The sequence below is a fragment of the Thermococcus aegaeus genome (assembly GCF_055393685.1).
Window position 1 is genome coordinate 222,666 of the sequence record NZ_AP042464.1, and the last position, 23,324, is coordinate 245,989.

General features: G+C 43.3%; 19 protein-coding genes and 2 tRNA genes. 7 read left to right on the forward strand and 14 right to left on the reverse strand.

Annotation, left to right across the window (positions count from 1 at the left end; genetic code table 11):
* Window positions 1–2 precede the first annotated feature (2 nt).
* From ACZ5NL_RS01215 to psmB, 4 genes are read right to left on the reverse strand one after another with little or no spacing between them, the layout of a single operon-like run.
* Window positions 3–326 (reverse strand): hypothetical protein, encoded by a 324-nt coding sequence (locus ACZ5NL_RS01215; protein ID WP_464842532.1) that lies wholly within the window; start codon window positions 324–326, stop codon window positions 3–5.
* A gap of 49 nt (window positions 327–375) precedes the next feature.
* The gene (locus tag ACZ5NL_RS01220; protein WP_464842533.1) at window positions 376–1,707 is read right to left on the reverse strand and encodes a pyridoxal-phosphate dependent enzyme; all 1,332 of its coding nucleotides are present in this window, start codon (window positions 1,705–1,707) and stop codon (window positions 376–378) included.
* A 24-nt stretch (window positions 1,708–1,731) separates the two neighbouring features.
* On the reverse strand, window positions 1,732–3,678 hold the full coding sequence (locus ACZ5NL_RS01225) for a beta-CASP ribonuclease aCPSF1 (RefSeq protein ID WP_464842534.1): 1,947 nt from the start codon (window positions 3,676–3,678) through the stop codon (window positions 1,732–1,734).
* A 17-nt stretch (window positions 3,679–3,695) separates the two neighbouring features.
* Window positions 3,696–4,319 carry an archaeal proteasome endopeptidase complex subunit beta gene (psmB, locus tag ACZ5NL_RS01230; RefSeq protein ID WP_464842536.1) on the reverse strand — a complete coding sequence of 208 codons (624 nt, stop codon included), beginning with the start codon at window positions 4,317–4,319 and terminating at the stop codon, window positions 3,696–3,698.
* Window positions 4,320–4,507: 188 nt separating this feature from the next.
* On the opposite strand from psmB, the gene serK reads away from it, so the two are divergent.
* Entirely contained in the window at window positions 4,508–5,239 is a 732-nt protein-coding gene (gene serK / locus ACZ5NL_RS01235) for an L-serine kinase SerK (RefSeq protein WP_464842537.1), read from the forward strand.
* 182 nt (window positions 5,240–5,421) lie between these two features.
* Window positions 5,422–6,087, forward strand: coding sequence for an HAD family hydrolase (locus ACZ5NL_RS01240; protein WP_464842538.1), 666 nt, complete (start codon window positions 5,422–5,424; stop codon window positions 6,085–6,087).
* 435 nt (window positions 6,088–6,522) lie between these two features.
* On the opposite strand, the gene ACZ5NL_RS01245 is transcribed toward ACZ5NL_RS01240, so the two are convergent.
* The 8 genes from ACZ5NL_RS01245 to ACZ5NL_RS01280 all read right to left on the reverse strand — a co-directional run bounded on the left by ACZ5NL_RS01245 (window position 6,523) and on the right by ACZ5NL_RS01280 (window position 12,909).
* A tRNA-Val gene (locus tag ACZ5NL_RS01245) sits at window positions 6,523–6,600 on the reverse strand.
* Window positions 6,601–6,613: 13 nt separating this feature from the next.
* Window positions 6,614–6,691 (reverse strand) — tRNA-Ala (locus tag ACZ5NL_RS01250).
* 395 nt (window positions 6,692–7,086) lie between these two features.
* The gene (locus ACZ5NL_RS01255; RefSeq protein WP_464843512.1) at window positions 7,087–8,769 is read right to left on the reverse strand and encodes an ATP-dependent DNA ligase; all 1,683 of its coding nucleotides are present in this window, start codon (window positions 8,767–8,769) and stop codon (window positions 7,087–7,089) included.
* A 42-nt stretch (window positions 8,770–8,811) separates the two neighbouring features.
* Window positions 8,812–9,042, reverse strand: coding sequence for a hypothetical protein (locus ACZ5NL_RS01260; protein ID WP_464842539.1), 231 nt, complete (start codon window positions 9,040–9,042; stop codon window positions 8,812–8,814).
* Window positions 9,039–9,953: a pantoate kinase gene (locus ACZ5NL_RS01265; RefSeq protein ID WP_464842540.1), complete on the reverse strand. Its 915-nt coding sequence runs from the start codon at window positions 9,951–9,953 to the stop codon at window positions 9,039–9,041. The genes ACZ5NL_RS01260 and ACZ5NL_RS01265 overlap by 4 nt, the downstream gene beginning before the upstream one ends.
* Before the next feature lie 91 nt (window positions 9,954–10,044).
* Window positions 10,045–11,640 (reverse strand): Na+/H+ antiporter NhaC family protein, encoded by a 1,596-nt coding sequence (locus ACZ5NL_RS01270; protein WP_464842541.1) that lies wholly within the window; start codon window positions 11,638–11,640, stop codon window positions 10,045–10,047.
* A 326-nt stretch (window positions 11,641–11,966) separates the two neighbouring features.
* Window positions 11,967–12,554 (reverse strand): type-4 uracil-DNA glycosylase, encoded by a 588-nt coding sequence (gene udg / locus ACZ5NL_RS01275; RefSeq protein ID WP_464842542.1) that lies wholly within the window; start codon window positions 12,552–12,554, stop codon window positions 11,967–11,969.
* Window positions 12,541–12,909 carry a hypothetical protein gene (locus tag ACZ5NL_RS01280; RefSeq protein WP_464843513.1) on the reverse strand — a complete coding sequence of 123 codons (369 nt, stop codon included), beginning with the start codon at window positions 12,907–12,909 and terminating at the stop codon, window positions 12,541–12,543. Before ACZ5NL_RS01280 ends, udg begins: the two co-directional genes overlap by 14 nt.
* Before the next feature lie 195 nt (window positions 12,910–13,104).
* On the opposite strand from ACZ5NL_RS01280, the gene tes reads away from it, so the two are divergent.
* Both tes and ACZ5NL_RS01290 read left to right on the forward strand, forming a co-directional pair.
* On the forward strand, window positions 13,105–14,856 hold the full coding sequence (gene tes, locus ACZ5NL_RS01285; protein ID WP_464842543.1) for a tetraether lipid synthase Tes: 1,752 nt from the start codon (window positions 13,105–13,107) through the stop codon (window positions 14,854–14,856).
* A gap of 5 nt (window positions 14,857–14,861) precedes the next feature.
* Complete coding sequence (locus ACZ5NL_RS01290; RefSeq protein WP_464842544.1) at window positions 14,862–15,134, forward strand: DUF3213 domain-containing protein; 273 nt, start codon at window positions 14,862–14,864, stop codon at window positions 15,132–15,134.
* Window positions 15,135–15,158: 24 nt separating this feature from the next.
* Here the strand turns inward: ACZ5NL_RS01290 and ACZ5NL_RS01295 are convergent, their stop codons facing one another.
* Complete coding sequence (locus ACZ5NL_RS01295; protein WP_464842545.1) at window positions 15,159–16,640, reverse strand: DUF2139 domain-containing protein; 1,482 nt, start codon at window positions 16,638–16,640, stop codon at window positions 15,159–15,161.
* A 147-nt stretch (window positions 16,641–16,787) separates the two neighbouring features.
* Between ACZ5NL_RS01295 and ppcA the strand changes: the two genes are divergently transcribed.
* Together ppcA and ACZ5NL_RS01305 are read left to right on the forward strand one after the other, a co-directional pair.
* Window positions 16,788–18,218 carry a phosphoenolpyruvate carboxylase gene (gene ppcA / locus ACZ5NL_RS01300; protein WP_464843514.1) on the forward strand — a complete coding sequence of 477 codons (1,431 nt, stop codon included), beginning with the start codon at window positions 16,788–16,790 and terminating at the stop codon, window positions 18,216–18,218.
* Between the two features lie 127 nt (window positions 18,219–18,345).
* Window positions 18,346–18,807, forward strand: a complete 462-nt coding sequence (locus tag ACZ5NL_RS01305; RefSeq protein WP_004066249.1) for a DUF1931 family protein — start codon at window positions 18,346–18,348, stop codon at window positions 18,805–18,807.
* 47 nt (window positions 18,808–18,854) lie between these two features.
* On the opposite strand, the gene ACZ5NL_RS01310 is transcribed toward ACZ5NL_RS01305, so the two are convergent.
* Complete coding sequence (locus ACZ5NL_RS01310) at window positions 18,855–20,762, reverse strand: S9 family peptidase (RefSeq protein WP_464842546.1); 1,908 nt, start codon at window positions 20,760–20,762, stop codon at window positions 18,855–18,857.
* A 116-nt stretch (window positions 20,763–20,878) separates the two neighbouring features.
* Between ACZ5NL_RS01310 and ACZ5NL_RS01315 the strand changes: the two genes are divergently transcribed.
* Complete coding sequence (locus ACZ5NL_RS01315) at window positions 20,879–23,320, forward strand: tRNA(Met) cytidine acetyltransferase TmcA (RefSeq protein ID WP_464842547.1); 2,442 nt, start codon at window positions 20,879–20,881, stop codon at window positions 23,318–23,320.
* Window positions 23,321–23,324: the final 4 nt, after the last annotated feature.

Genomic DNA, 23,324 nt, shown 5'->3' on the forward strand with positions numbered 1-23,324 from the left:
CTTCATCCCTTCATTATTTTGTAAAGGAGGGATTGGTTTGAGTAAAATTTCGGTTCGGGCTGCAGGATGAGGTTATAGCTGAAGATCGTGAAGTACAACCAAAACAGGAAGAATCCCCAAAAGCCCTTCTTAAGCAGAACTCTTTCATCCTTTAGCTCATCCGGAAGATCCTTAACGAGAGCTATAACTATCTTTGGTGAGAGCAGATAAATCAGTAAGCCTGCAATGTAACCCATTTGAGCTTGAGTTGACAGGATTCCACTTACTACCCCTGCTATTGTTCCGATTGCGTAAAATATGAGCGACATCTTGTTTTCGGCATTCACCCTCTATCACCTAAAACTTAGTTTAAGGATTCATTTAAAATACTTTCCATTACTCCTCAAAGTTCTCTAGCAGTCGTTCCCCTTTTTCAGTAAGCTTGTAATAAACTCTTCTTCCCCTCTTGTATGCCTCCTCTATCAAACCAAGGGCCTCAAGTTCTTTTATATGCTGATAAACTGCTTGATACTTCATTGGCTTTTCGAGATTCTCCCAGAGTTCATAACCATACATAGGCTTTTCTCGTAGGAGCTTTAAGATTTCCAGCTTTGTTCCACCAATTGAAAAACGTTCTCTCTCTTCTACATAGTAGCTTTTTAGCCCCGAACCTGTAACTATCAAAGCCACTTTGTCCCCTTTTTCAAGATACCCATTTTCGTGAAGCTTTATCAGAGCCGGAATAACAACTGCTGAAGAATATTCAGCAAAAACACCCTCTTTGGCAAGAACCCTCTCCCCAAAATCAAGTTCATCTTCACTCACAACCACAGCAGTTCCATCGCTTTCTCTAACGGCCTTTATTGCAAGTTCTTTGTTTACCGGGTCTTTGACGTACAACCCCAAGGCTTTGGTGAATTCCCTTTTGCTTTTTACTCCCAATATCTCTGCCGCTATTGGGGAGCAATTTTCAGTTTGTACCGCAATTAATCTAGGAAGTTCTTCAATAGCTCCAATTTCCAAAAGCTCTCTAAACCCCTTGTAAATACTGTAAATATTGCTCCCACTCCCAGTTGGAACAATTACATGGGTTGGATTTATTTCTTCCCAGAGTTCAAACGCGAGAGTTTTCTGCCCTTCAAGCCCAATTACATTGTTTTCAGGGGTTATGTCATAGAGGCCATTTAACCGGGAGAGCTCTCTAGCATATTCTATGCACTCGTCCACACTATCTCCATACCGGATTATCTTAGCACCAAAGGCTATCATCTGAATAAGCTTTCCCTTATCAACTTTTTTAGGAACAACAACGAAGGCTTCTTTATTGGCTCTAGCAGCGTAAGCTGCCAAAGAAGCTGCCGCATTTCCGTCGCTGGCGACTATAAATCCATTGCCGGCATATGGCAAACCATATGAAACCCCTACCGTAGCAAGTCGATCCCTAAATGAGCCCGTTGGATTCCTTGTTTCATCTTTAATAAAGACGTCCACTCCAAGCTTTTCGCCGATTTTTGCTTTAACTAAAGGCGTCCCACCTTCTTTTAGGGAAATTATTTTGGCTACATTGGGGAGAAGTTCCTTATACCTCCATACGCCTTTCTCTCTGTTTTTCCATCTTTTAACATCTACTTTAGAATAATCATATAACACCTCGAGGAAGGCTCCGCATGAACACTTTGGCGGGATCATCTGCTTATACTCTCTTCCACATTTGGGGCACTTTATCATCCTCACCCACCAAAAAGTTAAAAATCATTTGAGCCTGATGGCGTCAAGGTTATTTGGGGCTCTTGTAGAAAGGCCAAACTTCTTGTGGATACTTGAGGCTAGATCAAGGCACTTCTGGGGCTCTCCGTGGACTGTTATCACTCTTTCCGGTCTCGGCTTTACCCTAGCTACATAGCTCATTAACTCCCTCCTATCGGCGTGACCTGAAAATCCGTCTATCGTGTGGATTTCCATGTTTACTTGGATAACTTCTGTCTTTCCGCCTTCCCCTATTGTTGGTATTTCCCTCAAGCCTCTTTGAACCTGCCTGCCCAGAGTCCCTTCTGCCTGATAGCTTACGAATATTAGCGAGTTCCTGGGATCTGGGGCAAGATGCTTAAAGTACTCCACGCTAGGCCCGCCAACCAACATACCAGAGGAGGCTATGATTATTGCAGGTTCTTCACTCTCTATTATGTCCTTTCTTTCATTTGCATTTGCGACCGGTTTAAATATCTCGTTTAAGAACGGATTATACCCTTCGTGGAATATCTGATTCCTAAGGTTCTTGCTTAAATATTCTGGATATGCTGTATGAATTGCCGTCGCTTCCCATATCATGCCATCCAAGTATATTGGAACGTCCAAGCCTCCTACCCTCGCATAGTCTTCAAGGGCTATCATTATCTCCTGAGCCCTTCCAACAGCCATTGCAGGGATAAGAACCTTTCCTTTGCGCTTGATTGTCTGGAGAATAACCTCTATAAGCCGCTTTTCGGCTTCTTCTCTCGGCATCTGGTAATCTCTGCTTCCTCCATAGGTTGATTCCATTATCAAAGTCTCTAGTCTTGGGAACTTTGCATTTGCTGGCTCAAAGAGCCTTGTTGGAATGAACTTGAAGTCACCAGTAACCGCTATGTTGTGGAGACCGTTTCCAACGTGAAGGTGAACTATTGACGATCCCAGAATGTGGCCCGCATTATGCAGGGTAAGTCTCAAATCTGGCGAGATGTCTCTAACTTCGCCATAATCGAGGGTTATTGTGTGCTTAACGACCTCTTTTATGTCTCTCATTCTGTAAAGTGGATCAATACCGTTGCTCTGCTGTATTTCAATGAAGTCTTTTTGAAGAAGAACCATTAAATCTCTTGTAGGTGGGGTTGCATAAATAGGACCATCAAATAGGTTGTACCTGAAGAGGTAAGGCAACAAACCAGAGTGATCAAGGTGTGCATGAGTAATTATTATTGCATCCAAAAGCCCCTCTTTAAGGACGTAAGTAAATTCTGGAGCATCAAAGTGGGGGAATCCTTTCTTAGGGTCATTTAACGCCGCAACGTTTACACCAAAGTCAACCAGCACAAAACTCTCATTTGTCTGGAGCAGAAGGGCACTTCTTCCCACTTCTCTGAATCCTCCAAGTCCCGTTATTCTTATCCAGTCGCTCTTGAGCTCCGGCTTCCTGTAGATGTTTCTCCCAACCTGCCTTAGGAATTTTCTCCTATCTTTACTCTCAGACTGCAAAATCCCTCTAATAGAGTAGATGGTCTGGGATTGCAGAGGTGGTGTTCTAACAACTTTTGGCGCCCAGTAAACTTTTTGGGTTATCTCCCTAAGCGTCTCTCCATTCTTTCCAATTACAAGTCCAGGCTTTTTAGCTTCAATTATCACCTCACCCACAGAAGGATCAAAACTTATATTCGTTATTTCCGCCTCTGGCGGAACTATCTGCTTAATTAACTCTTCGGCCTTCTCAGGAGGGAGAAGAACATCTGGATCAGGCCTCACACTAATTCTCTTCTTGAGAACCTTTGCAAGGTTTTTTATAAGATCCCCATCCTGCATTACAACCTCAGGGTTTTTCACATAAATAACCAGCTCTGGTCCCTCAAACTCAACTTCAGTTATTCTAGCTTCTCTAGGCACCATTTGGTTAATAATTTCCCTAATTTCCTTTAGAACTTCATCAACGTTTGTTTCTCTTTTTATCACACCACTCACCCCTAGAATCAAAGCTTCTTGACGATCTTCTCGACTTCTTCTTTAGAAAGCTCACTATAGCCCTCCTTTGTAATAGCAACAACCATTATACCATCTCCAGTAAAGACATCCCTTTTTATCGCAGTATTTATGGCCTTTATGGCCAATTTAACGCCTTTTTTAACATTCATTTTTTCACTGTATTCATTATCCAAAACAGAGTAAGCAAACTCCATACCAGAACCTGCAGAAACATATTTATCTTCAGTAATTCCTCCGGCCATATCAATTGAATAAAGACTTGGCTTTTCATCGTAACCTCCTACTAAAAACCAACCAAAATACGGGAAGTACCTCCTTCCACTTAAGACATTGGAAGTCAGTGTTGCCAATGCCTTTGTGCTCATTTCCTTGCCAACTCTTGCTTTGTAAAGCTTTGCCTCTGCCCTCAAAAGCCTTACAAGGCTCAGTATGTCGCCCACACTCCCAGCTCCTGCTAGGGCTAGATGGTCGTCTATTTGGAATATCTTGCTAACTCCTTTGGATAAGACCATGTTGCCTAGTGAAGCTCTCATGTCCGCAGCTAATACTACCCCATCCTTACAAACAATGCCTACTGTTGTTGTCCCTTTAATTTTGTCCAAAGCCAACACCCCTTTTAGGATATTCGTTTTGCCTGAGAATAGAAACAAATGTTACAATGGGGGTTTAACTGAGGGAGTATTTAAAGTTTTCGCAAAGCAATATGAGTTGCTCCTTCCTTGGATAGCCAGTTAAAAGAAAAAAGCTTTTATTCCATGAATTGTTTTACAATAGTGTAACCCCTAGGAGGTATGATAAAATGGGTGTCGAAAAAGTTCCCAAATACAACATACCAGTAAAAAAAGTTGAATACGTTTTTATTGAGCTGGAGAAGATGAAACCTCACGAACAGCTCGTCCAAAAGGAGCTTGAGGCATTTATTGAAAGCGTAACTGGATCTGGTGTTTTCTGGAAGCCAATGCTTTTGGCAAAAGTTCCCGGTGAAGATATGTACCTCATCGTTGATGGTCACCACAGGTGGGCTGGCTTAGAGAAGCTCGGAGCAAAGAGGGCACCCTCTGTAATTCTCGACTATTTCAGCGACGATGTTAAGGTATACACCTGGTATCCGGCATTTAAAGGAGACCTCAACAAGGTTCTGGAAAGATTAAAGGCAGAGGGCTTGGAAATAGTTGAAGACAAAGAGGCCGAAGAAAAAGCCGAAAAGGGAGAAATAGCTTTTGCTCTCATTGGCAAAGAGAAGAGCTTCGCCATCCCAGGAGCACTTGATGAACAGAAGAAGGTCAGCAAAGTGCTTGATGAGATGAGCGTTGAGGGAGAGATAGAGCTTATTTACTATGGTCTCAAGGAAGATGCGAGGGGAGACATGGGCAAGGGCGAGATCGATTACGTCTTCATCAGAAAAGCCCCAAGCAAGGAAGAGGTCATGGAGCTTGTAAAGAGAGGAGAAGTCTATTCTCCAAAGACAACCAGGCACGTTCTGCCATTTATCCCGGATAAGATTGATGTGAAGCTCGAGGATCTCTTCTAATGCTTTCCCGTTTTTCTTTCTTACCTTACTAAGATATCGTAAGGGAGTATGTCTGTCCTAAGGATGCATACCTTCCAAAACTTTTTATTCACTCTTCCCAATATCCTTTAGTCAATGATGAAGGATCAACCGACTGAAAGATGATGATGTCTAGCCTATCTGAGAGGCAGAGAGGGAAAGATATGTTAAAGACACTGATATTTGACGTTGACGAAACCCTCGTTTATTATGAGAGCTACAACGATAGAGAATGGTTTGAAAAGTGGGGTAAGAGAGAAATAGAAAAACTCCGAGTCAGTGTTGATTATGAAACTTACAGAAGAATGGTCAAAGGAGAGCTACCACGAAGCTGGATTGAAAACATGGGAGTTAATCATGTGGAATTCTGGAAAGCCATAGACAGAGCAAAGCTCAAATATAGAAAATGGGCTGCAGGTCATGGACTAATAAAAGCTTTTCCCGATGTTAGTGTTTTAAAGGATTTCAAGCAAATGGGCTTAAAAACTGCAGCTGTCAGCAATGCTTCTCAAGAGTGTACGGAGTTTGTGTTGGAGCTTTTCAATTTGAAGAAATATTTTGATGTTATCTTTGGAAAGGATTACCGCTACCTCAATGGAGCTAAGCCAGACCCGTATCTCATAAATAAAGCCCTTAATGCTCTTGAAGTGGGCCCAAGAGAAGCCTTAGTTGTAGGAGATTCTCTATCAGATATAATAGCTGCCCACAGAGCTGGAGCCAAGGCCGTTCAAGTAATGCGGTTTGGCAAAATAGAGGGCGCAGATTATTATGTGAAAGATTTAAACGAACTTGTACAATTGGTGAGCTCATTAACAGATAAGGATTTATAAAGGAATAACCTAATTTATAATGCCCCTGCGCGAGGACCCACCTAATTAATGAAGGTGGGGGCGATGCGGGGGCAACAGCTCGGCCATAGCGAGGTCCCCACGGGAGGGCCTTCCGCGTTACGGAGCGCAATGACCGTGGGAAACCCTGGCCGAGTACACTCTTCTGGCCCGCCTGGGTTAAGCCGCTTGAGATTGCCTTATGGCTTCAATGAGAGCGGTCGTTACGGGCGGGCCACATTCTCTTAGAAAATCCTCAATGGCTTAGAAATGGAGATTAGTTCTTCTACTGCTAATGCCAACTCTTCTGGAGTTCTAGGGTAATATGTTCCAATTTCATAATTTCTTTTAAGACTAGCTACATAGTAAGGTCTACTTATTATAATGGAACACCACCAGAAAAATTAGAAACTTCTCACAAAAATTCTTTTCGGTGAATGGTGGGCCCGCGGGGATTCGAACCCCGGACCTCCACCTTGTCAGGGTGGCGTCATAACCAGTCTAGACCACGGGCCCGCCCGAAAAGTTGTGGTGGACCGGCCGGGATTTGAACCCGGGGCCTCCGCCTTGCCAAGGCGGCGCTCATCCCAGGCTGAGCTACCGGCCCACTTCTTCAAGCCAGATACGTATCCTAGAAATGAGTTTAAAAACTTTACGCTAAAGCACTTTTTAAAGAGAGCAAATAATAAGTGGTGTGCCACAAGGGAATATCTTTTACACTTCGTGAGAACTTTTTTGATAGTTTTTGGGGCGGGAGAATGAAGTAAACGTGATGGCAGTTAACCCGTTAACGTATCTCCCTACAAAGCCATCAATTATCGGAGTATCTGCCCATCCAGCCCATTATTCGGCTTAATAAAGAAATACAAGAGTTCATGAGTGATATTCCCAACAATAAACATAGCCAGTAGTCCCTAGTACGACCAAGTTTGTGATACTTGATTACAAAATATATGAGATTCCAACCAGAGAGCTTTAATGGGCGAAAAAGTGAAAATGCAGTCACTTGCCCCCCTTCATTCTCTCCTGGAGCTGATAGAGCTCGGCTATCCTCTGTACGGTATCTGCATCCTCCGGCCCCTTGTCTTCTCTTAACGCAACATATCTCGGGAATCTCAATGCAAAACCGCTCTCGTACTTGGGGCTTTTCTGAATTTCCTGATAGGTTACCTCTATCACGATCTTAGGCTCTATTTCGACGAACTTACCGTGTTCTCTTTTTATCAAGGGCTTAAGCATCTTTGTGAACTCTACTAAATCCTCATCGGTAAATCCACTCCCAACTTTACCAACCGGAACAAAGTCCCCTTTTATGGGATCGTAAGCTCCCAGAAGGAATGAGCTCAGGACCCCGCTTCTTCTCCCCTCACCCCATTCTGCTCCGATGATAACAAGGTCAAGGTTTTCCATTGTGGGTTTAATCTTCAACCACTTTTTACCTCTGTTACCGGGCTCATACACAGAGTCAAGCCTTTTTGCCATTAGCCCTTCATGACCCAGGTCAAGGGCTCTGTGATAGAATTCCTCGGCTTCTTCTGGGCTTTTTGTTATCAAATTCTCAGCGATTTTTATCCATTCGTTTGTGTTCACAATACTTTCGAGGACTTTTCTCCTCTCTATGAACTGAACGTCTATCATGCTCTTGCCATCAACGTAAAGAACATCGAAAAGATTGAGCTCGAGGGGTATTTTTTCAATCATCTCTTCTATGTTGTACTTCCTTCTAAATCTCCTTAGCACGTATTGGAAAGGCCTCGGTCTCCCTTCTTCTCCAACGGCGACAAGTTCGCCCTCTACGATAACTCTCTCTGGTTTTAAAGACTCTTTAATTCTCTCAACGACCTCCGGAATTGACCTCGTAACGTTTTCAAGACGCCTTGAATAAATGATAACCTTGTCCCCATCCTTGTGAACCTGAACCCTCGCACCATCATATTTGATCTCAAACTCTGCCTCCCCTCCCATTTCCATTAATGCCTCTCTAACGTTGGCTGCCATCTGGGCGAGCATCGGCTTAATTGGCTTTCCAACTTGGATTTTTACTTTCAAAAGCCCTTCATCCCCCTCGAGCTTTGCTATTTTAGCCACAAATCCGAAGTCACTTGTGAGCATATAAGCTCTCTCAACAAGCTCAACCTTTACCCTAAAAGCCTCGGCTATGGCATCTCTGAGCAGCCCTTCTGCAACTCCCGTTCTCATAGTTCCTAGTATCGTCCTTGCTAAATACTTCCCCTCTTCTGGAGAAGCATCCATAAAGAGATTGGCAAGGTATTTCAGCTTTCTATCCTGACTTCCTTCGCCAGTAGTTTCAGCAACTTTAACTAAAGTGCTATAAACTCTTTTTATTGTAAGAGGCTGAGAGAAAAAGCTTTTTTGCTTCCTCTTTTGAAGGGCAAGGGCAACGCTCTCCCCTAAATCTCCGGTGTCTTTTACGGAATTTTCTATCTCATCGCTGTTTATCCCAGTAGCCATAGAAACAGCCCTTATCAACAGCTTCTCACCAACTCCCAGCTCTCTCTCATCCCAATCCGGAAAGACTTTTCCGAGGATTAGATAAGGGACAATCTCTAACAGCTCCGGATCTTCAACTTTCTTTAAAAACTCTGCCACAAATTTTGTCTTAAGGGTCTTTAGGGTTGTTTTCTCAAGTCTTTTATACAACTCGGCCAGTTCTTTGTAGAGCATCAACACCACCATAGTGAAGTATCGCATCAAAGAATAAAAAGATTAGTCCCTCTGCATTGGTCTGAACCTTAAGAATTCAAAAAATACCGTCGCCACAAATCCACCAACAAATATCAGAGGGAGGGGATATCCGCTTTTTTCAAAAGCAAATAAAAATGCAAATCCTCCAGCAAACCCAGATGCAACAAGCCCAATTTCTCGTTGATTGCTTTTGTTTAGGTATATTGCCAAAAGGAGGGAAAGGACTGAGAGGGTAAGATACAATAGGTTCATCTTCCCCCCTCCACCCATCTTTCTACACTAGGCCTTTGGGTGTAAATGTCACATATGTGATACTCATCTATGGAAAGATTGTCCAAGAGAGATTTCACCCTCTCTATCTCACTTTCCTTCAAAAGAGCAAATAAGCTCTTTCCCAGCATAATCATTGATGAGGGCAAGTGAAGAACCTTATCAACTTCCTTAGCGATTTCTAAGAGCTCGCCAGATAGCAGGCCCGTACGCTCAGAAAACTCTCTCGCTTCCTTCATCAAAACCTCAACTTTAGGATAGGAGAGAAGTGTGTTAAGAGCTTTTTCCCCCTCTTTCTCAATTAACCTAACAACATCGCTGTCAAGCACCTCTCTTGTGGATATCTTTCCCATCGGCACTGCTAAAACCTTGTATCCCTCAAAAAAGATATTGTCTACCACTCCAACTCCTGGTGCACCTGGTTTTATCCTGATTTCTATCCCACCATGAATTTGGGCTATAACATCGCCAAGCCCACCTTTATGAAGAACCTCATGCTTATGTGCTATTTGAGCAGCTTGGAGAAAAGTTTTCTCTTTGAAAGCAAACGCCAAAGAAAGGGCAGTTCCAAGAGCCCCACCGGCACTGTTTCCAAAACCATAACCATTTGGAAAGTCGAAATACTGCCAGATTTCAACATCTCCAGCAAAATCTTTTGGGAGAATTTCATGAGCAACGGAGTAGCTGATCACTGCATCTTCTCTTTTAACAGGTTCTCCATTAAAGGCAATGTGTACGTGCTCCTCTAAGCCTTCCTCCAAGCTTACAAAGACATTGGTTCCTTTGCTTAAATTTATGCCCGCCCCAAGTGAACCAGCCAAAAGAGGCTCTTCGTTGAACTTGGGAACAAAAAAAGCCGTAATGTGTGCTGGAACAAAAGTCCTTATCAACATCACTTCACCTCCAGAAAAAGTAGATATTTTGGATTTTTAAACATAAGTCTTTATGCCCAACAATGCTTAAAAATCAAAAAGAAGAAAAAAGTCACTCTTCAACAACATACACTGGCACTTTTCCGTGTGGAATTCCATATTTCTTGCCGTACCACTCGCTGAGAACGTAGTGTGCTGCAACTAGAAGCACAAGTCCTATTGGAAGGAGTACTATCCAGCTCGTAAGACCGATAGCAAAGAGTATGTACAATACAATACCCACACTCGCTGCTGTTACTGCATACGGTATTTGAGTCGTAACGTGGTCTATGTGGTCACTTCCAGAGAACATTGAACTCATAATTGTTGTATCGCTTATTGGAGAGCAGTGATCACCGAAGATACCTCCAGCAAATACTGCACCTATTGAAGCGTAAACTGCTGGGCCAAGTCCACCACTAACGTGATATGCAAGAGGTATTGCTATCGGCATCATAATACTGAAAGTTCCCCAAGAGGTTCCCGTTGTGAACGATATGAACATTGCTACGAGGAATACTATAAGTGGAACTATTCCAGCTGTAACGCCAGCACTTTTTGCAAGGTCAACTACGTAAGGAGCAGTTCCCACAGCATCGGTTGCACTTTTGATACTCCATGCTAATAGAAGTATAGTGTTTGCTATGATCATCTGTTTCATTCCTTGAACAATAGCTGTTTCAGCTTCTTCTACTGTCATTGCTTTGAATCCGAGCACCAAGAAGAATGCTACCACTACCATTGCGAATGAACCCCACAATAGAGCCAAAGCAGGATCTGAGTTACTGAGGACGCCCATCAGGCCATCTGTGGCGTACACTTCCCCTCCTCCGCCGGTGTACCACATTCCATAGAGAGTAACAAAGACAAGTGTTAAGATTGGCCATATAAACAGGTGAACATTCCCGGTTTCTTTTGGCATTCCAAGGTCAATTTCAGTAGTCATTAATGGCTTTGCACCATCACGGAGAACTTTTCCAGTTGTTCTCGCCCTGTATTCAGCATGGAGCATTGCCCCATAGTGCCTGTGAGTATAAGCAACAAGGAACACTAAGATTATTGCGAATATTGAGTAGAACCTGTATGGAACACTTGAGAGCCATGCCGCATAAGGTCCTAAACTTACGTTAAGATCTTTGAAAGCGTCTCCAATCAAGCCAACCTCATAGCCTATCCATGTAGACACCAGCGCTAACCCTGCTACTGGGGCTGCTGTTGAATCGTCAATGTACGCGAGCATCTCTCTCGAAACCCTAGTTCTATCGGTTATGGGTCTCATGGTGTTACCAACAATAATTGTGTTTGTATAATCATCGAAGAACACAAGCACACCAAGGAGCCAACCCATTAGAGATGCAGCTCTACTTGTTCTTACTGTCTTTGTTAAAGCCCTTGCAACAGCAAACGCTCCTCCGGATTTATAAATCAGTCCAACCCCAGCTCCAATCAAGAAATCAAATAGCAGTATCTTCGCATTCCAATCATCGATAGCATTCCCTACAATCCAGTCAAGGGTCTGAGTAGTTCCTGTTATTGGATTCCATCCAGAGACCATTACTCCACCAATCCATACACCCGAAAACAACGCTAGTATAACCCTTTTTGTCCATATAGCCAATATAATGGCCACAAGTGGGGGCAATAAAGACAACACCCCAAAGTCCGACACAGCTTACACCTCCATACACATTTTTCGTGAGCTCAAATTTTTCGAGCCCTTTATAAGTTTTTCGCAAATATTGTTGTCTTTTTGGTAATTTTCGAATTTTTTTGTATATTTGCCACGATTTACTGAAATAAATTCGGGATAAAATGTTGCAGGTTTTTGTTCCTCATTGCATGCCAACGGGACATTGTGTTTAACATTATACAGTACTGCTCTCTTACCATAAAAACGTTTTCCTAACGTTTTTTGACGGTTTTTGAAAATCCTCACGAAGGTTATTAGATTAAAGAGGACAATAACAAAAAAGAATTCGAAGTGAAATTACAAAGTTAAGATGAGCCTTCTAATGTCTCTTTCAGCTTTTTGAAGTCTTTTTCAAGCTCTTCTCTAAGCTGGGGTTTATAAAGGGCAACAGCTGGATGATACATTGGCATAATGACAATCCTCCCAAAAAGGGTCCTGGCTTCAAATCTCTCTCCATGAATCTTACTTATGGGCTCGGGCTCAAAACCAAACTTCTTAAGAATGTAAGCCATTGAATGCCTTCCTAAGGGGACTATAATTTTCGGCCTGATTATGTCTATTTGCTTGTCTAAGTATGGAGAACAAGCCTTAATTTCATCTTCCGTTGGATCCCTGTTATTTGGCGGACGGCACTTTACAACGTTGGTAATGTACACTTCCTCGCGTTTGAGTCCAATACTTTCTAAAAGCTCATCCAGTACTTTCCCAGCTCTTCCAACAAAAGGCAGACCCTTTTGATCTTCCCAATAACCGGGGGCTTCTCCAACAAACATTATTTTAGCATCATAACTCCCCGACCCGGGTACTGCATTTGTCCTTAGTTCCCCCAAGGAGCACTTTTTACATGTTTTTATCTTTTCTTCAAGCTTTTTCATAGCTTCATTTTTTCCCATGCTTAACACCCAGTCTTTCTTGGGATAAATAAGCCGTTAAAAGCTCTTTCCATGCTGTGTAGTATCCTTTCTCATAATCATCCCTGAATTCGTGTTGAAGTATGCTTTCAAAATGTTCAAGGAGTTTTTGAGCCTTTTCATTGTCCGGGTTTCTTATAAGCTGGACTATCAGAGAATCGGTGTCGTTGTCCTTCAACGCAGATAAAAAGCCGTTTATAGCCTTGCTGTATCCTCTACCCCATTCATCATCTCCCACTATCTTTTCAAGTTTGTCCAGGTGAGCTTTCGCCTTGGTGTAGTCTCCCCTCATCAGCGCTCTGAGAAACATTTCCATTCTCATCTCTCTTGCAGGCATTTTCACCACCATCTTATTTGGGATTCTTGATGTTTTTAATCCTTTTCAAGAGATCACACATGTTGGAGATATCTACAAATACTCTGGAGTAGAAGGGACTTCAAAGCTTTTGGTACACCTATGAAAGTAAATCTTCATATTTACGCAAAAGTTTTTATACTCTATATTTGTAAAAAACTTGTAGAGGTGATTAGAATGGAAGAGATAACAGAGGGAGTACCAAGTGGGGAGAGAGAATTTGGTGAACTTACTAAGAGGGTTCGCGATCTCATCGAATATCCAGAAATAAGTGAGGAGGAATTTCATGAGCTCCTTACAAAAGCCAGCAGAGGTTACGGTGGACCTCTCCCCCATAGAACTTGGTCCCTCTGTCCTGAGACTAGGAAAGTTGTCCCTGCTGTGGTTTGGGAAAAGGATGGGAAAGTATGGATAACGAAAAAATGTCCGGAAGGCATGATAACTGATGTTTATTATGAAGATGCCGAAATGTATAAGCATTTTGAGGAATGGAGATATGATTTTAAGATAAAGAGCTACAACGTTGAAAACACCGGTGTAAACTGTCCTTTCGATTGTGGTCTTTGTCCAAGACACCGCTCCCATACCAGCTTGCTCAACATAGTTTTAACAAACAGGTGCAATTTGAGCTGCTGGTATTGTTTCTTCTACGCCAAAGAAGGACAGCCAATTTACGAACCGACACTTGAACAGATACGTATGATGCTTCGCAACGCAAAGAAGGAACAGCCAATTGGAGCTAATGCCGTCCAGTTCACCGGCGGGGAACCAACACTAAGGGATGATCTTATAGAGATCATAAAAATTGCAAAGGAGGAAGGTTACGACCACGTTCAGCTTAACACGGATGGCATAAAGCTTGCCTTTGAACCCGAGCTTGTAAAGAAAATTAGAGAAGCTGGAGTCAATACTCTATATCTAAGCTACGATGGGATGACCCCTAAGACCAATTGGAAGAACCACTGGGAAATTCCGTTGATCTTCGAAAATGTAAGAAAAGCCGGAGGACCTGGAATTGTTTTAGTGCCCACAACTATAAGAAACGTAAACGATCATGAGCTTGGTGCTATAATCAACTTTGGCCTTAACCACCTCGACATAGTTAGGGGAGTTAACTTTCAGCCAATTTCTCTTGTGGGGAGAGTCCCAAAGAAAGAAAGACAGCGGTTTAGGATTACCATTCCCGGAGCAATAAAGAGAATAGAAGAACAAACCAACGGTGCCATAGCAAAGGATGACTGGTATCCAATACCAATTGCTGGACATATTGCGAGGTTTTTTGAGGCATTTGCCGGCAAGAAATACTACATGACTTCACACTTTGGCTGTGGAGCTGCAACTTATGTGTTCCTCGATGAAGACAGGGTAATTCCAATTTCAAGATTTCTCGATGTCGAAGGGTTCGTAGAATTCCTTGAGAGTAAGGCTGAAGAGATTGAAAAATGGAAAACCTTAGGAAGGCTTCAGAAGCTTAAGCTCGGGGCAGAGATATTCCTCAAGTTTAAGAGCTTTTATGACGAAAAATACGCACCAAAGAGCTTTGACGTGTTAAAGATTATGAGAGAGGCATTCACTCACGGGACTTACGAGGCACTTGGACAGTTCCACTACAAGACACTCTTCCTCGGAATGATGCACTTCATGGACGAGTACAACTACGATGTAGAAAGAGTAGAACGCTGTGTAATCCACTACGCAATGCCCGACGGAAGGATTGTGCCCTTCTGTACCTTTAACGTAATACCAGAGCTCTATAGAGACAAAGTTCAAGCCCAATTCAGCTACACCTGGGAAGAATGGAAAGCTCTTCACCCAGACTGGGAATACCATAAAGACAAATACGTGAGAACTAAGGAGTTCATTGAAAAAATGAAAGAAAGTGAGCTCTATAGAAAAACCTACATTGACATAAAGAACTACTTCGGGTGATGGCAATGATAAGATTGGATCTCAAATTCAACGAAATAACCCCAGATGAAGCCAGAGAGATGCAGTACAAGCTCTCACTCGATCTAGCTGTCTACAGGGTCTTTATCAATGGATACTCCAAAAACGGGTATGTGGTATTTGATGAAACAAAACTGCCAAAAGAAAAGCTTTTGGAAATGCTCAAGCCTTTTAAACCAGAGGTCATTAGCGAAAAGAAACTCAGCCCACAAGAGCTCATCGAAAGCAGCTTGAGCTGGAAGAATACAATCGCTGTGTGACTTCCTATTTAAAAATTTTAAAGGCTATAAAAGCTTTATTTTTATTTTTCCTGCAATATCCGGTTCCTCCAGTTTAAATGAGACTATACCACTGAATGCAGACAGATCAATAATGTTTCTACCACTTTTTATACCAATGAACTCTTCATAAGCCCTCTCAGGTGGAAGGGAAAGGTCGTACTCATATATCATTAATTTGTTATCTTTGCTTGAGGTTATTATTAGCTCGGCCTCTTTATATCCGTCGAGAGGAATTCCCCCAAAGGCCTTTGTCCCAAAGAGCTCACCTGCCTTTGCCAGAGCGGCCGTGTTGAGGGATATACTGAGAGCTGGTGGTTTTCTATGGAGTACATCTTCGTCAAGAACAACAATATCTTTATTACCGGTATCAAAAGGCGTAGCTTCCAAGGCTCCTGTATTGGGAGTGGTGTTTGTTCCCAAGAGTATCTTTCCAAATGCTTTCTCTATGCTAGTTATTCTTGCACCAAAAACGCCCACAACCTTAACCATTGGGGGAGCCACATAAAGGAGCAGGGAGGGAGCGCTTATGGCGTTTGTAAATTCCGCCATGACCTTACTTTCCTCGTCCATTGGCCTATAGACTGCATCATGATGGGCATTGTAAGCAATCAATATTCCCCCTCCTATCGGGAGGGCATTTGTTCTCATAGGTGCATAGAAGTTTGGAAAGTCTAGCAACCTAAGGAAGGCCATCTCCTCACCGTTGAGAGGATTGCCAACAAACAATCCACCCCTCACAAAGGCAAAAACTCTGTTATATGCACTTTCCATGTCCCCCAGAACTGGCCTCACAGGAGGGTTCCCATCTACAGAACTCACAGCTACCTGAAAAGCTTCCCATTTTCTTGTAATTAAGTCAAATGCATGTAGTTCTTTTATTCCCCACTCAAAGTTCTTTCCAACCCCAAAGAAGACGGTGTCATGAACAAGCGTTCCCTTAAGGCTGGGATTCTCATTGAGGAGTTTTGCATCCCCGGTTTTTCTGTCAAGTTCGTATATCCCGAGGTGAGCGTGTCCATCTTCTCTCGCTATAAGGAGCTTATCTTCGTAGGGGTCATATATTATATCACTCACCTCTCCCGCCCAATCTGTTTTGTGATGAATTGAGTCCTTCCACAGAAGCCTTACCTCATCGTTTTCCGTATCATATTCGTGAACGTGCGAGTATTTGTTGACAAAACTTATTGTTGACTTTTCGTTCTTCCCCTCATAAACTGCCGGAGCGTGAACCCATCCGCCAAAGTATATGAACTCATCAACCGTTTCAACCGCATTGTATGTATCTCCTCCTGAGGTTGGGCCTTCACCAACGAGATCAAACTCGTATACCTTCTTCGCCTCCTCCCGTATAAAGTGAGCCTGAGCCTCAAATGCCACCGTAAAGTACAAAACGCTGTTGTGATACCTCAAGCCGAATATTCCACCACTTCCCCATTCGGGACCATAACGAGGTGGAAACCTGTTCAGATGCTTCAGGAGTCCCATAGATATCACCATTAAAAGTTGTACCATACAAGATTTAAAATATTGTGCAAGCCGGGAGAAAAAACTGCTGCTGTCTTTTGCCATTTTTTCAAAAAATTTGTCAAAAAACTTAAATTTTGTGCACTCTTTATGGAAATGGTGAGCAAAATGATACCAAGAACAATGAGCACTCAGCATCCTGACAATGTATTCATACCATTTTTTGCACATGACGCTGCCCTTGGGGGAGAGGATGAAGTAGTTGAAGCGTTCTATGCTTTCAGCGTTCTTGGAGTAGAAGAGCAAATGTGGGATTTCGAAGGAAAAGAAGTTGATGAATTCGTTGTAAAGAAGTTACTGGAAAAATATGGGGACTTTTTCAGAAAAAGAAAACTCGGCAAAGAGTTTAGGATTACACCCCGTGTACCGAATCCAAGTGTAGAGAAAGCAGAGGCAAAGCTTTTGCTTGAAACCCTTGAGAGTATTCCCAGATCTGCCGACTATGCAAAGCTCTTTTACGGAGAAGAAATCGCTCCAATTTTTGAAGTTATATTGCCCATGACGACTTCTTCTGAAGAGATTGAAAGGGTGTATGAGCTATATAAAAGGTACATTATAGGAAAGCAGTACAAAAGGGTGTACGACGTTAAAATCTACGAGTGGATTGGAGAATTCTATCCAGAAGAGATAAGTGTCATCCCCCTATTTGAGACAAAAGAAGCTATCCTCAACTCTCACGAAATCCTGGAGGAATATCTAACCGGAAAAAACTTTGAATATCAGAGGGTGTTTTTGGCCAGGAGTGACCCTGCAATGAACTATGGCCTAATAAGTGCGGTGATATATGATAAATATGCCCTATTCAAGCTCCAAGAACTTGAAGAGGAACTCAGTGTTCCCATATATCCTATAATTGGTGTTGGCGGAGTCCCTTTTAGAGGGCATTTTACACCCAAGAATGTTGATGCGACAATGAAAGAATATCCCAGCGTCCAGACCTTCACTGTCCAAAGCTCATTTAAATACGACAATGAGCCTAAAGAGGTTATCAGGGCTATTGAAAAAGTAAACAATACAAAAAGAAAAGAAACGCCAGCAATTGATGAGAAGATATTTGAGATACTCGACAAATATGAAGAAGAATATACCAAGGAACTTAAGATTCTCGCCCCATATATACGAGAGGTTGCAAAGGCTGTTCCCTCAAGAAGGAAAAGGAAGCTTCACATAGGGCTCTTTGGGTATTCAAGAGAGGTCAATGGAGAAGCTCTTCCGAGGGCTATAAAGTTCACGGCATCTCTGTACTCTCTCGGAATACCTCCAGAAATCCTAGGGTTAAGAGCGCTAAGTGAAAAGGAGCTGGAGACAATAAGTGAACACTACAGGGGGCTTTATAACGATATATGTTTTGCGTTAAGATTTTTTAATCCAAAAGCGGCTTCCCATTTCAAATTTTTGGAGGATATAGCTAAAATGCAAAAAGAAATGGGCATAGAAAAGGATGAAAGGCATCTAAGCATAACCACTCAGATACTGAATGGAAAAATTGAAGAGAGCCTTGTGGTAGAAGCGGCTGGTATCAGAGGATTTCTCGGGTAGGCAGTGCGATTTTTCTTCATTCTTTATGTTTTTGCACGGAGTGTTCTAGTAAGTTCTGAGAAAAATTTAAATACCTTTGGTTACTTAAATATACATCGAGAGCAAAAGGAAGGAGGGGGTGAGGGACATGGCGAACATGATAATCCCCTTCCCACAGCTGGAGAAGATTCTTGAGAAGACATGTGAGCTTGCACTCACAAAGCCAAGAGCAGAGGAAATGATGGATATAGTGGAGAAGAAGCTTGCTGACCTCTTTGAGGTTGCCTATGAGAACGCAATAGCAGAGGGGAGTGACACAATAAAGCTCAGGCACCTGCCACTTACAAAGGGCTTCAAGAACTCAATGAACCTTTTCAGAGCCGTAATCAGGGATGAGAAGGTTGAGATCGAGCCTATAAGAAAGTTCGTACTTGCAAGCATACCTGCCGAAATGCCCCTAGAAGAGGAGTTAGTCGATGAACTCCCTATAATTACTGGAACGCTCTTCGTCCTCATAGGGAGGGTTATCAAAGCTCTCCACCCGGAGATAAGGAACGTCTATCCTGAACACATCGAGGAAGCCAAGAGAGTGTTGGATTATACGCTGTGATTTTCAAATTTTAATTATTTTAAAAAACAGAAGATAAAGGAAAGAAATCACTTCAACCACTTCTCCATCCATCCAATGATAAGCTCAAGCCTCTTCATCCTATGCTTGGACTTTCCTTTTCTGGAGAGGTCGTGGTTCTCGCCTGGGAAGATTGCGAGCTCGACGGTTTTGCCGAGGTATTTTAAAGCTATGAAAAACTGCAGAGCCTCTGGAAGCCAGCAACGGTAGTCCTCCATTGAGTGTATTATCAAGAGAGGAGTCTCGACGTTTGGTGCGTACTTCAACGGGCTCTTCTCCCAGTAACCCTCTGTGTTGCTCCAGGGATCACCGCCTATCTGATCCGGAGCGAAGTAATAGCCTATGTCCGTTGTTCCGAAAAAGCTTGTCCAGTTTGAGATTGACCTTTGGGTTACAGCCGCCTTAAAGCGGTTGGTGTGTCCAACTATCCAGTTCGTCATGAAGCCGCCGTAGGAGCCGCCGGTTACTCCTATCTTCTCCCCATCTATAAAGTCGAACCTTCTCAAAGCCTCGTCCACAACCTCCATTATGTCCTGATAATCGCGCTCGCCATAGTGGCCCCTTATGTCAGCAAAATCCTCTCCATAACCGTCGCTTCCCCTTGGATTGGAGAATATTACAACGAAGCCTTTAGCGGTTAAAACGTGGAACTCGTGCATAAAGGAGTAGCCGTAGGCCGTCTTCGGCCCGCCGTGGATTTCAAGAACTGCCGGGTACTTTTTACCTTCCTCAAAATCTACGGGCTTCATTATCCACGCATCTATCTCAACGCCGTCACTCGCTTTGACTTTGAAGTGCTCGGGCTTCGAGAGCTTGTACTCCCTTATCCATGCGTTAAAGTCGGTGACTTTCCTCTCCTTTCCATCTCTAAGGATGTAAAGCTCCGTTGGAGTTGTTGCATCCTGAGCAATGAAGGCTATATACTCCCCGATGCCGAAGGTCTCAACACTTCTATCTCCGCCGATTACACGCTCTATCTCTCCATCGAGGTTGACACGGAAGAGGTTTGCCCTTGGGCCGTCTGTGGCTATGTAGTAAACCCAGCCGTCCTTATAAACAAGCGGGTTCCGAGAGGGGCCTCTTACATCGCAGTTGAGAGAGTTGTAAGCCGAGCGGTCAAGCTTTGCCGTGAGCTTTTTGACCTCTTTCGTCTCGGGATTGAAGTGATAGATGTGAGTGTTCGTTGGAATGCCTCTCTCAAGAGTGTTCATTCTAAGTATAAACGTGCCATCTTCAAGAGGAACTAAATCACCCATGCGCCATTTTGACTCGGTCAGCTTTTCAACTTTCTTGCTCTTAAGATCAACAACAAAGAGGTCACTTATCATGGGTTTCTTTTCCCTATCCTCCTGGGCAACAAAGTAGATTTTGCTTCCATCTTTGCTCCACTTTAGAGTTTGAACGTTAAGGTTTCCTCTCGTCAGCTTCCTCTTCTTCCCGCTCTCAACATCGACAAGATAGATGTGGTTCCGCTTTCCATAAACCCATCCAATACCGTTGAACCAGAAGGGGATTTCCTTGATTATGTGCACGTCGTCCTTTTTCTTTTTTCTCTCGATCTCCACTGGGGTTATAACGGCGAGTGTTTTGCCGTCATGTGAAAACTCGTAGTCATTTATTCCAAATTTAAACTTCGTGAGAAGCCTTGCCTCCCCTCCGGTGGTCGGGATTAAGTAAAGCTCAGCCTCCTTGCTTTCCTTGTCCCTTTTGGATGTGAAAGCTATGAACTTACCATCTGGCGAAAAGCGCGGATTCGAGTCTTTTGGTCCAGAGGTGAACTGCACAACCTTCCTACCATCATAAACATAGATTTTTGAAAAGTAGTCGTCTTTTTCCATGCTGATTTCGCTTACCGTAAAGGCAACTTTTCTTCTGTATACATCAAGTCCACCGACAAGCTTAAAGTTCCCCAAGTCTTTGATATCAATCCTTTTCATTAAGACCACCATATTAAGTAGGCTCTTTTCGTATAAAAGCTTAGCGTTTAAATTGATATCTTAATGAAGTATAGGTTTTTAAACATCCCGGCTTTTTCATTTGTGGGGATGAAAAAATGACCGTGAAAGTGAGATTCGACAAAGAAGTGAGAGACTATGCTAAAAGCGAGGGTATTAAGGATTCAACTCTAAAGCTCACTGAAACCGCTCTCGCTGAGGCTATTGAAGAATTCCACCGGAGAATGATAGTTTTAGCTGGGGATACAATGAAAAAAGCCACTTTGGCTGGAATTCTTGCCGGAGCTTCTGCCAAAATAATATCCGCAATTCTTGAGGAACTTATGGGGAAAAAGCTCAGGGATGAGAGCGAGGATAAGGTGGAAGTTCTTTATGCAACCGATGCCCTTGGACAGGAAACTTTTGGGAGAAAGAGGTATGAAGAATTTAGAAAGCATTTTGATGTTCTTGCTGGAGAAAATGTAAACGTTACCGCCGTTACCTTTAAACACACCCGCGATATTCTTGGGAGAACTTATGACTTACTTGTTCTTGATCTCAGCTATGATTTCTCCCCCAATGATCTCGGTAGGATAATAGAGACTGTTAGGGGTGGAGGAGTAATATTCATCCTTGCCAACCCATTTGAAAAGTGGAAAAACATGTGGACTGGCTTCCATAAGAGCCTCGTTACTCCGCCCTACACCATAGATGACGTGAAAAAGAGGTTTAACAGGAGACTCATCAGAAAGTTTGAAGAGCACGAAGGAATTTACATCCTAAACGCCGAAAACCAGAAAATTCTAAAGGGTCCAAAAAACGAGAAGAGTCAGGCAAAGCTCCCTGAAAGGGAAAAGATCGAAATACCGGAGGAGATAAAATTTCCAAAGGAGCTTTATGAGCTCTGCCTCACAAACGGCCAGGTTGAGGTTCTTAAGGCCCTCGAAGAGTTGATAGAAAACGATGGGATGGTCGTCCTAACGGCGGATAGAGGAAGAGGAAAGAGTGTCAGCGTTGGTATAGGTTCTGTTGGTCTCGCGGTGAAATCAAAGAAAAAGCGTGTGAGGATTGTTGTCACGGCCCCAGAACTTGAAAATGTGCAGAGTCTCTTCCGCTTTGCGAAGAAAAGCCTCCAAAAGCTTGGCTACAAGCCAAAGGTCATAGAAGAAAACGGTCTCATAAAGGAAATATACGCCAAGGGGATTGGGATAAGGTATTACCCCCCAACTCAAGGGTATAGAATGAACGCAGACGTTTACGTAATTGACGAAGCCGCTGGAATTCACGTCCCGATCCTCCACCAATACCTCAAAAAGCCCAAAGTAATTTACTCCTCCACAATCCACGGATATGAGGGAGCGGGAAGGGGTTTCTCTGTCAAGTTCCTAAAGAAGGCCAAGGAGAAGAGAGAGTTCAAGGAGATACATCTCTCGGTGCCGATTAGATACGAGAGCAACGACCCGATTGAGAGGTGGCTCTTTGATGTTCTCCTGCTGGATGCTGAGCCTGTAGAGCTAACTGAGGAAGACTACGAGCTTATTAGGAGAAAAGAGGTCTACTTTGAAAAGCCCGACCTCGATGACTGGTTTGAAAACGATAGAGAAGATTTGAGGCACTTCGTCGGTATTTACGTTCTTGCTCACTACAGGAACAGGCCAAGTGATGTAGCACTTTTAGCCGATGCGCCACACCACGAAGCGAGGGTTTTGAGGCTCAAGAATGGAAAGATAGTCTGTGCCGTGCAGATAGCCAAAGAAGGAGGAATACCAAAGAAGGATATAGACAGAATGGCAAAGGGATACAAGCCGAGGGGGAACATAATCCCCGACATGATGGTGAAACACCACTATGCAAAAGAGTTTGCGAAGTTAAAAGGTTATAGGGTGGTTAGAATAGCCACGCACCCAGATGCTATGGATATGGGCCTTGGGAGTAAGGCGCTTGAGCTGTTAATTCAAGAGGCCGATAGAGAAGGCCTCGATTGGGTAGGGAGTGGATTTGGAGCTAGTGAAGAGCTCATAAGGTTCTGGATAAGGAACGGGTTTGCGGTAGTGCATCTAAGCCCCTCGAGGAATCCCGTAAGCGGAGAATACACCGCAATAGTGATAAAGCCAATAAGCAAGAAGGCTCAAGAGATAGTTAAGAAAGCCAACGATGAATTTAGAATTAGGCTTACGGAGTGGCTTGGGGACACGCATAGGGATTTGGAGCCCGAGATAGCGAGATGGCTCTTTGAAACACCTTTTGGAGAGAGCGTCAACTACCCGATAACCCTAACAGATGTGCAGAAGAAGAGGCTTGAGATGTTCGTGGGTAAAGTCTTAACCTATGATACCGTTCTTGATGCGGTGAAGCCAGTGGTAAAGCTTTATTTCTTGGATGGCTGGATGAAGCCTTATCTCGATGAGAGACAAATACACCTCCTCATTTACCGCGTTCTTCAAGCACATACATGGGAAGAAACTGCAAAGTTCATCGATAGAAGCCCAATGTTCACGATGATAGAAGTTAGGGACATAATAAGAGGGCTCTGGTACTACTACAAGCACATACTCAAATAGGCTC

Coding starts and splice junctions, on each gene's coding strand:
- ACZ5NL_RS01220 (WP_464842533.1), bottom strand. CDS start 1,707: ATGATAAAGTGCCCCAAATGTGGAAGAGAGTATAAGCAGATGATCCCG.
- serK (WP_464842537.1), top strand. CDS start 4,508: ATGGGTGTCGAAAAAGTTCCCAAATACAACATACCAGTAAAAAAAGTT.
- ACZ5NL_RS01240 (WP_464842538.1), top strand. CDS start 5,422: ATGTTAAAGACACTGATATTTGACGTTGACGAAACCCTCGTTTATTAT.
- ACZ5NL_RS01255 (WP_464843512.1), bottom strand. CDS start 8,769: ATGCTCTACAAAGAACTGGCCGAGTTGTATAAAAGACTTGAGAAAACA.
- ACZ5NL_RS01260 (WP_464842539.1), bottom strand. CDS start 9,042: ATGAACCTATTGTATCTTACCCTCTCAGTCCTTTCCCTCCTTTTGGCA.
- ACZ5NL_RS01265 (WP_464842540.1), bottom strand. CDS start 9,953: ATGTTGATAAGGACTTTTGTTCCAGCACACATTACGGCTTTTTTTGTT.
- udg (WP_464842542.1), bottom strand. CDS start 12,554: ATGGGAAAAAATGAAGCTATGAAAAAGCTTGAAGAAAAGATAAAAACA.
- ACZ5NL_RS01280 (WP_464843513.1), bottom strand. CDS start 12,909: ATGCCTGCAAGAGAGATGAGAATGGAAATGTTTCTCAGAGCGCTGATG.
- tes (WP_464842543.1), top strand. CDS start 13,105: ATGGAAGAGATAACAGAGGGAGTACCAAGTGGGGAGAGAGAATTTGGT.
- ACZ5NL_RS01290 (WP_464842544.1), top strand. CDS start 14,862: ATGATAAGATTGGATCTCAAATTCAACGAAATAACCCCAGATGAAGCC.
- ACZ5NL_RS01295 (WP_464842545.1), bottom strand. CDS start 16,640: ATGGGACTCCTGAAGCATCTGAACAGGTTTCCACCTCGTTATGGTCCC.
- ppcA (WP_464843514.1), top strand. CDS start 16,788: ATGATACCAAGAACAATGAGCACTCAGCATCCTGACAATGTATTCATA.
- ACZ5NL_RS01305 (WP_004066249.1), top strand. CDS start 18,346: ATGGCGAACATGATAATCCCCTTCCCACAGCTGGAGAAGATTCTTGAG.
- ACZ5NL_RS01310 (WP_464842546.1), bottom strand. CDS start 20,762: ATGAAAAGGATTGATATCAAAGACTTGGGGAACTTTAAGCTTGTCGGT.
- ACZ5NL_RS01315 (WP_464842547.1), top strand. CDS start 20,879: ATGACCGTGAAAGTGAGATTCGACAAAGAAGTGAGAGACTATGCTAAA.